Below are 5,995 nucleotides of genomic sequence, written 5' to 3'. Positions count from 1 at the left end.
TATGTAAAAGAACAAGATAAAGAATACCTGCAGCTACACCAAAATCTACAATTGAGTCTATTTTGATTCTGATACCCCGTCCGCTTGCGGCGGGGTAGTTCATTAAAAATTAAAAATTTACTTTTGCCCTTGAAAAACTTGTTCAGCCGTTAAATTTAACTCAGGAAAGATTAGTGATTTATTAATTAAATCCTTTCCCCTAAATTGTTGTACTTGATACTCCCCATCGATCAGTTGATAAATAGAAAGAGTCGGTTGTTTTGGCTGTCCAATAAAACGCACTCCACCTATGCCTAAATAATCTACAATCCAATATTCCTTAATACCCATCGCCTCATAATCAACTAATTTATAACCATAATCATCCCGCCAATTACTACTAACAACTTCAATGACTAAAGGAATAGATTCCCCATTAATAAGAGTTGATTTTTTCTCCCATAATGGCTCATTGATCAGATTTTGACGATTAATTAGTAACAAATCTGGATTATAACCCGTTTCCTTATCCTTTAACTTAACTAAAGCTTTCGGCGGAATGCGATAGGGTAAATTCATCCTCAGGTATTCTAAGGTTAATTCTTGGGTAAGAAAGCTAGTAATATCCTCATGTTGTCCTGTGGGTTGCATCTCGATAATTATTCCTTCATGTAATTCATAATGGCGATTTTCCGGTAGCCATTCGATAAACTCATCAAAGGTGATTAATTTTGGTAATAATTGAATCATAAATAAAGTCTCCTATTTTACCCTTCATCTAATTCAAAATCAACTCTTGCATACAAATCTTTCAAGGAAATTTCAAACTCATCTGAAGCCAATTTTAACAGAGATTCTTCTCCTTTATAATCACTAAAAATCCATTTACCATCCCCCTGCTTAAAATATTGAGTTGCATAAAAGCGATATTGATCAATTAAAATATATTCTTGAAACTCGGGAATAGAACGATAAAATTCAAATTTATCTGTCCGAACGCCTACGGCGCTGCGAAGCAGATCATAATCTCTGGTTGAGCGAGAAAGAACTTCGACAATAATTAAAGGATTTGTTACATTAGTTATCCCTTTTCCTTCATAGATAGGTTTTCCCTTAATAACCATCACATCAGGATAGGTATAAAGACGATATTGAGGTATCCACAAGCGGACATCATTCATATAAACATAGTAATCTTGTTTTTGAATGTTGAGAGGAAATCGCTTGTAAAAATTCCCTGCAATTTGATTATGATTCGTTGTCCCTCCCGGCATAACTACAATTTCTCCATCTCGGTATTCATGTTTGTCTGTTGCTTTTTCCTCTAAAGTTAAGTATTCTTCGGGGGTATAGTATTTTTTTTCTGTTTGCAGGATCATGATTGATTACCTCTTGTAATTTCACTAAGAATATCGAGTAATACTTGTGCTGCGGAAACACTTTGACGAGCTTTTAAAAGTAATTCAATAATGTCATGGTTAATCATCCTCTTAGGGTGGGGGGTGAATTGGAGGCGATCGCTTAACAAGTTTTCCCGATTTACCCCGTCATATTTATGATCATAATTTTAGCAATTTGTTTGAGAATTTGCAATATATCCTCTAACTGATTTCTCCGGGGTAAAAGCAGGGAAAAAATGTTAGAAAAGTCATATTGAGGAACGCCTTGAGTCAGCATTTTAATAAACATAAATTCATCACCGTTACCTATCAAACCGTAGACCGGTATTTGAGGGTTAGGATTTGCCATCATGTAAGTCATTATTTGCGGTAATGCAACGGGAAAAGCAATGGTAGATTTAGACTCAATGATTAACACCCACAGTTGTGGAGCAATAATTAAAGTATCTATTCTCCCCCGTAAGATTTCCTCCTCTTCTTCTATTTCTAGCTCAACACTTGCTTCCGTGGTGACATAGAAAGGTTCATCATATAAACCCGCTAATGTCAGTAAAGGAGAAATGAGTAATTGATTGATAACTCCTTCGGTGAGAGAAACTCGTTTTCTATGACGTAAAAACCGTCTTTTAATTTGCTCTAGGGTTTCTTTTTCTTGATCCGTTAGTTCAGGTAAGTCCTGTTGCCATTCCTGAAAGAATAGCTCATTATCTGTAGGAGATAATTTGAACTTTTGTTCAAGAGCTTCTAGGGTGGTGATAGTTTTAGAAATAGGGTAAGTCTGTATCATAAGAAATTCCTCTGAGAATTGGGAGTGGGATGAAGTGCGATCGCTTTTTATGTTCCATCATTTTTTAGCTAATTTGGAGCAAAATAAAAGGCTATAGCTTCATAATATAGGCTAACGCATAATAGGGTGGGATGTTGTTATGTGCTTGTCCAGCACCACTTTGATTGATAGCCAAGTTATGAGTATGTTCCCCCTTTCCCCCAGTCGGTGCTGAATTAGGAGTCCATTGTGCCACAGGGTCTCCGTATGTATAGGCGTAGCTGTTTGCATTAGCCCAATTATTTGCATTGTTATAAACATTTGCTTGTATCATTCTCTCCTGCCCCCAACCTTCTCCACCACCACCACTATCCGTTGGGATGATATGCCGGTGCTGACTACTTTCTGCTGTTCCAGTATGTCTGTGAGGAGGCATTTGTGCTTCGGTTAGGGTTACAGTAGCCTGACCCCCAGTAGTCTTAACTCCATAGTTAGATCCTGCACCTACTATAAACCGATCTCGCAAATCGGGTGTACCATTCTGGCCATCACATAAAGCCCAACCAACAGGAATTTGATTGACATCCCCAGCCCACATTATAATCATTCCCCTTAAAACGACTGAAGTATTACCATAATTCAACAGTTCATAGTAAGTTGTTTTCAGATGAGCATTAAGTCCTTTATGGGGTTGACAGACTTCCATTGCTCCCGCTCGTCCTTTGACAAATAAGAGAACATAGGGAGAACGCTCAGGAAATTCACCTTTTTCTGCCTCAAAAGCCCTGAAAGCCTTAATGGAGGTCAATAAAGTTTCTGCAGCTCCACCTCTAGGAGCATTCCTTATAGCATCCCAACTAGCTACTGCAACAACATCACCATTAGCAACATTGTTTTGATCATTAATCCAATTTGCCCAATCATTCCAATAACTTTTATCGGCAAAAATATCATGAGAAGTGCCTTTTTTATAACTACCATCAGGACGAAGAATAACTGTATTTAATCCCCTGTTATTAGTCATAGTAATTGCAACATTAGCAATTTTTAAAAACGTATTATTTCCTTCGGGAGAGTCAAAAGCAGAACCTCTTAAATAAATCTCATAATTTTCATAAATCAGAGGATTTCCACCTCGGTAAATTGTGCCGCTAACATTGAGATCGCCTCCCTGTACGTTTAATTTGAATTTCCCTGGGTCGCTGATACCAATCCCTACATTACCTTCCTTATATAAAATGGGCATTTTCTCTATGGTGCAAATAAAAGTTCCATCCCAATAACCCGGAATATTTTCATAGCGTATATAAAGATTGATCTGACCGGAAGGAAGAGAAGAAATGATATTGTTAATTGTTAATTCAATACCCTGTTCCTGTCGTAACTCAACGTTTTCTTCATTTTGATTAGTTATTGTCCAAGTTGGCGACTGTCCTTGAGTCTCTTTAACAATTTTCCACTCCTCTATATGTCTTGCCCTCAGTCGAAAATCTTTTCCTTGAATCCCTATTCCTTGTACCTGACTTGTGGTTCCCAAAGCCCAATCCTTATTTTGATTTGCTTCTTGAACATCAAAAGAGATAATAAACTTAGAGGCATTATCCCCCTTACTATCTGGAATCAAAGGAATAGATTTATCTTTTAATACATTAACAATTCGCAAAGTTAACTTATTTGTCGTTGTGCCATCATTCAAAATCCGATTAGAGCCTACAAAACTGACATGAAGCGGAATATTTTTCTTCCCTCGATGATCGATAACGCTGAGTTTTTTTTCTCGATAATAATGAGTTAAAGTCTCTCCTTGATAAGTAAACTCTGGACATAAAAACTCAACTCTGGTTGTTCTCGCCCCTCCCGCTGCTGAAGCACTGACGTTTGGCAGGGTTAAAGTAACGACCTCATTAGCTGATAAAGTAGTATTAGTTGTTAAGAAATAGAGAGAAACTATCCCATCTGCTTGAGTAACAGGAGAACTCATACTCCAATTACTTTGGGGTTTTAAAGCCAATTGCTGTAAAGATTTAGGCGATAGAGTATCAGGTCTAAATCTTAATTCAAAATGATAATTATTTTGAGTGACTGCTCCACTTTTTGCTGGTAAAGTAATCTCTTGTTCTGTATCATTTTGAATTTCAAAAACCAGTTCTTCTCCCTTAGTATCATTTTCAATAAAGATAATGGACTCTTTATTGTCCCCTTCATATAAGTCAAAATCAAGAGGATAGGCAAGATTAAAAGCGGCGATCACCGTTAAATTATCATTTATATCCTGTTTAATTTCTTCTGGAGATAATGCCTTTTTATAGATGCGGAGATGAGCAATTGTTCCCGCAAAATAGTTAGCATAAGCTTCATTGCTTCCTCCTCTACGTGCTAGATAAAGAGGTGAATCATTTTGTGTTTGAGATTGGGTTGTATCATCCGTACTATTTTCTTCACGTCCATCTAAATAAAGCCGCAACTTGCTCCCTTCTTTAACAAAAGCAATGTGATATAATTGCTCACTATTAAGTTTAGTTGTGGTGGTGATAGAGGGATTATTAGAACCATCATATCTTGCCGCACAGATTGTTTGGTTATCAGGAATATATCTGATGACATAGGGATAACCTCCACTACCATTCCATTTTTCAATAATATCGTTGTCACCATTGGTTTTAAATGGTTGTTCTTTGGCTATTTTTATCCAACTGGCAACGGTAAAATCTTGATTAGTTGCAAAGTTAATGTCCTCTGAATTAGGAATTTCTATATAGTCTTGTCTTCCATCAAAAATGAAACAACTGCCAAAATGTTCATCACTCACAACTTGGGGATTACCATGAATCTTATATTGGCTCTCAGTAGAAGCTGAAACATTCTCACTTAAAAAAGCACTACGAACTCTTTGATTGTCTGCATCGGGGATAATGGTATCTAGTTTTAGATGTAGAACTAAGTCATTAGTGTTACTCATAATTGATACTCCTTGATTTAAAAAATTAGCGGGTGAATCTTGAATAAAGTTAGGGATTAGGACTATTAGGGTTTGGTGGCTCTTTTTTTAGGCTTAACTTTAACCATCCCTCTCGAATTTCTTGCTTGCCAGAGAAGATAGCATTAACATTAGTTTGACCTATTTTGTCAGCAGTTGACCATTGCTCTTTTTCTTTCTCTAACCATGACCACTGATAACCGACTTCATCAGGTAAAGCTAAATTAATCTTACCATAATCTGTCAAGATAGGAGCAGAGAAGAAAGTAATTTCTATTTTCTCTAACGCTTGTTGATATTGATCCGGGGGAATATCAATTGATTTCGTCGGTAAAATTCCAGTAGTTGCGTGAACTTTTCCTCTGGGATCGATGAGCATAGTCAATAAAGTGGCTGGATCTTTTAGATTAAGATCAATGTGCCAAGGATTGTTAGCATTATGAAATTTAATTGCAGAATGATCAACTCCCTCTAAATCACTTTGAGGGGCATAAAATACATCCTTGAGACTTCCATCATCCCCTTCCAACCAATAACCTAATAAACCATCATTTAACTGTTTATATTCCCCTAAACGAATCGGAAACTTGACCTTTTCAAAGCCATCTGTTTCTCGCCAATTACGTCTTAAATCTTGCCAAAATACTCCCCAATCTTGGTTAATAGCTGGAAGTCCCTCTAATTCCAAATTTAAAGAAGCTCTGACTAGGGCAATAGGTCGTCCCATTAACAGTGCTAAACCTTGATTTTGCGCTGAATTTTCGGGATCAATGTTTTCTAAACCACTATCTAAAGCCGAAATAAAATTAGACAAAAATTCTGCCCCCTGCTTAATAATATAGTTAATCACTTTTTGTAAATGATCATCAATTT

The 5,995-nt window shown here is 36.7% G+C and carries 4 protein-coding genes and 2 pseudogenes; 1 reads left to right on the top strand and 5 read right to left on the bottom strand.

Annotated features, from left to right (window positions below; all coding sequences use genetic code 11):
* Positions 1 to 66: pseudogene (locus PX481_RS30190) on the top strand (IS200/IS605 family transposase); the annotation flags it as partial.
* A 51-nt stretch (positions 67 to 117) separates the two neighbouring features.
* Here PX481_RS30190 and PX481_RS15765 read toward each other — a convergent pair.
* The 5 genes and pseudogenes from PX481_RS15765 to PX481_RS15745 form a co-directional block, all read right to left on the bottom strand.
* Positions 118 to 729: a Uma2 family endonuclease gene (locus PX481_RS15765; RefSeq protein WP_002758906.1), complete on the bottom strand. Its 612-nt coding sequence runs from the start codon at positions 727 to 729 to the stop codon at positions 118 to 120.
* Between the two features lie 17 nt (positions 730 to 746).
* Entirely contained in the window at positions 747 to 1,358 is a 612-nt protein-coding gene (locus PX481_RS15760; RefSeq protein WP_002758908.1) for a Uma2 family endonuclease, read from the bottom strand.
* 160 nt (positions 1,359 to 1,518) lie between these two features.
* A complete protein-coding gene (locus PX481_RS15755) occupies positions 1,519 to 2,166 on the bottom strand; it encodes a hypothetical protein (protein ID WP_002758911.1) in 648 nt (215 codons plus the stop codon).
* A 91-nt stretch (positions 2,167 to 2,257) separates the two neighbouring features.
* Positions 2,258 to 5,104 carry a LamG-like jellyroll fold domain-containing protein gene (locus PX481_RS15750; protein WP_288094935.1) on the bottom strand — a complete coding sequence of 949 codons (2,847 nt, stop codon included), beginning with the start codon at positions 5,102 to 5,104 and terminating at the stop codon, positions 2,258 to 2,260.
* A gap of 49 nt (positions 5,105 to 5,153) precedes the next feature.
* A pseudogene (locus PX481_RS15745) lies at positions 5,154 to 5,995 on the bottom strand (hypothetical protein); the annotation flags it as partial.

It is taken from the genome of Microcystis sp. M53603_WE2 (assembly GCF_030065435.1).
Note: the sequence above shows the minus strand (reverse complement) of the source record. Positions and strands in the feature narration are given on the sequence as shown.